Below are 2,855 nucleotides of genomic sequence, written 5' to 3' on the forward strand. Positions count from 1 at the left end.
ACTGGGCGCCGCGGCCGAACACGCGCTGCTGATCGACCTTGATCCCGGCCGACTGCGTTACGCCGAATGCGCCGGCACCATCGAACTGCACCTGCCGGAGCCGTTGGCGTGGCATGGCTCTGGGGAAGCCGCACTGCCGGCGCTGCTGGGCGAGCAGATCCTGGCGGGCCACCTGCAACCGCTGGCGGCCGCGGTGCGCCGGCTCGGCCCGATCTCCGAGCGGCTGCTGCTCGGCAACGCCGCCGCCGCGGCGCTGGGCGCCGCGCACGCCCTGCACCGGCACCACGGCGGCACCCTGACCGACCAGCTGAGCTGGAAGCTGGCGCGGCGCCTGGTCGACGACGAACGCCTTGCCGGGACACTGCGTTTCGACGGCCCCGGAACCGGCTATCGCCGGACCGGCTGCTGCTTGTTCTACCGCACGCCCGGTGGCGGACTGTGTCACGACTGCGCGCTGAGCCACCGCCCGGCGGCTCGTCCGCCACGCTGAGCCACACACAAGACCAGCGGCGAGTTGCTCAGGGCGCCTGGGTCTGCTGCTGGTTCATCCAGGTCCCGGGTGTCATCGGGGTGATCACGCCGCCGCTCAAGGCATTACCGGTCAACGCGGTCAACCCGCCCGGTACCGGGCCCGGCGAAGCGTCGTCCTCGGAATCCTCCAGATCCATGTATTCGTAGCCGCGGCCGAGCATGTCGAGCTTCGCCCGCCGGCGCCGGCGCGCTTTGGCCGGCACCTCCGCGGCAGCGGCGGGCGCCGCAACCTCGCCGGTGTCGGGCTCCGGGGCTCGGCGACGCCGCGCGCTGCTGCCGGCCGCCCGGCTGGCCTGCTGGCGCAGACCGGCCACCAGGTACATCGCGGACAGGCCGTCCACCGGGGCCAACGGCGGCGCCGGCGGCGGCCCGGGCGGCGGCGGCGCCGGCGGGACCGGAGCGGGGGCGGGCGCGGGAGCGGGCGCGGACACCAGAGCCGAAGCCGGCGGGGTGGGGGCCACCGTGAGACCGGCGAACGGCGGCGCGGGCGGTGCCACTGCGACCGGAACGCCGGGCACGGCCGCCAGGCCGGACAGCCCGGCCAGCCCGGCCAGCGGCGCGGCGGCCAGCGGCGCGAGCATGGTGGTCAGCATCGGCAGCATCACCGGGATCAGCACCACCGCCTGCTCCAACAAGGTCTTGAGCAGGGCGATCACATCGGTGATGATGGTGCCGACCGCCTCGACGGCGGTGAACATCAGGGTCATGGCGATGGTGGTGGGATTTCCCGAGGCGAAGGCCGCGGCGATATCGGCGGCGATGAACGCAAAGGTCTGCGACAGATAGGCGGCGAACGAGCCGATGTCCATCGGGTAACCGATCGCGAACGCGATGTTGTAGGGGCTCAGAAAGCTCAGCGGATTGCCCAGGATCGGCAACCACGGATTGAAGCCGCCGAACATCGACTGCAGGAACGGGTTGGCGGCCAGCTCATTGATCATCGGCTGCAGCACGTTGTTGTAGAAGTCGACATAGCCGCTGTTCTGCAGCCACTCCATGATCTCGTTCTGCCGATCCGGTGGCAGCTGCGGCTGGCTGGCGTCGGCGGCCTTGGCGATCTGCGGCGCGGCGGGGGTCTGCGGGCTCGAGGCCACCGCTGCCCCGGCCACAGCCTGGTACGTGGCCATCACCGTGGCGGCCTGCAGCCACATCCGGCCGTAGTCGGCCTCGTTGATCGCGATCGGGATGGTGTTGACACCGAAGAAATTGGTGGCCACCAGCGTCGCGTGGGTGGCGTGGTTGGCCGCGAGCTCGGCCAGCGTCGGCATGGCGGCCAGCGCGGCACCGTAGGCGCTTGCCGCGGCCTGGTGCGCGACAGCGTTGACGGCGCTGTCGAAGCCGGCCTGCAGCAGCCACGCCAGGTAGGGAACGTTCGCCGCCACGTACGCCTCGGCGCTCGGTCCCTGCCACGCACCGGCCTGCACCTCGGCCAGCAGCGCCGTCAGCTCGTCGGCGACAGCGCCGTATTCGGCGCTCAACGCACTCCACGCCGACGCCGACGCCGACAGTGGACCCGCACCGGGACCTGCCGACAGCAAGGTGGAATGGACTTCAGGAGGAGACGCGATCCAGATCGGCGCAGTCACGTTGGCCAGCTCTCTCGGGTTGCCCGCCCGGAATAGCAGGATGCAACGACGAGTGGGTCTGGCTCTCGGGGTGAGTGACTCCCCGATCACAGTGGCGGGACCGCTCCGGATTCGCACCGGATTCCTATCTCGTCATCGCCTGACCGGTGCATTGTCGCACGCCGACGGGCCCGGCCAAAGCCAAACATGATCCGGACGCCGGTGGCAGGCGCGATCGGCGACCCGCGTGAACTGTCCCGCGGCCCCGCCGGGGCACCGGGTAATCTGCCGACCGTGTCCGACCCGGTGAACACCCCCACGATCTGCCTGAACATGATCGTACGAGACGAAGCCCACGTCATTGAGGAGGTGCTGAGCGCCACCGCGCCCTACATCAGCGCGTGGGTGATCGTCGACACCGGCTCGCAGGACGGAACCCAGCAGGTGATCCGCGAGCACATGGCGGCCCTGGGCATCCCCGGCGAGCTCTACGAACGGCCCTGGCGCAACTTCGGGCACAACCGCACCGAGGCACTGACCCTGGCCCAGGGTCGCTGCGACTATATCTTGGTGATCGACGCCGACGACACGATTGTGGGCACACCGGATTTCACCGGCCTCGACGCCGACATCTACGAGATCCGGATCCGGCAGGAAGCCGTCAGAGGCTGGCGCCCGCAGTTGTTCCGCGATGGGCTGCCGGTGCGCTACGTCGGTGTGGTTCACGAGTACGTCGAATGCGATGAAGACCACGTCATC

The 2,855-nt window shown here is 70.2% G+C and carries 3 protein-coding genes and 1 riboswitch; of the genes, 2 read left to right on the top strand and 1 reads right to left on the bottom strand.

What is annotated here, in order from left to right:
* Positions 1 to 490 (top strand): (2Fe-2S)-binding protein (locus LI92_RS20760; RefSeq protein WP_046322261.1); only part of this gene is annotated, 490 nt, incomplete at its 5' end.
* A gap of 28 nt (positions 491 to 518) precedes the next feature.
* Here the strand turns inward: LI92_RS20760 and LI92_RS20765 are convergent.
* Positions 519 to 2,117 (bottom strand): PPE domain-containing protein, encoded by a 1,599-nt coding sequence (locus LI92_RS20765; protein WP_046322263.1) that lies wholly within the window; start codon positions 2,115 to 2,117, stop codon positions 519 to 521.
* Positions 2,118 to 2,147: 30 nt separating this feature from the next.
* Positions 2,148 to 2,288, bottom strand: a riboswitch (cobalamin riboswitch).
* Between the two features lie 102 nt (positions 2,289 to 2,390).
* Here LI92_RS20765 and LI92_RS20770 point away from each other — a divergent pair.
* The coding region (locus tag LI92_RS20770) for a glycosyltransferase (protein ID WP_286135212.1) at positions 2,391 to 2,855 on the top strand (465 nt) is incomplete at its 3' end.

This window comes from Mycobacterium sp. UM_Kg1, from assembly GCF_000972925.1.
Lineage (GTDB): Bacteria > Actinomycetota > Actinomycetes > Mycobacteriales > Mycobacteriaceae > Mycobacterium > Mycobacterium hiberniae.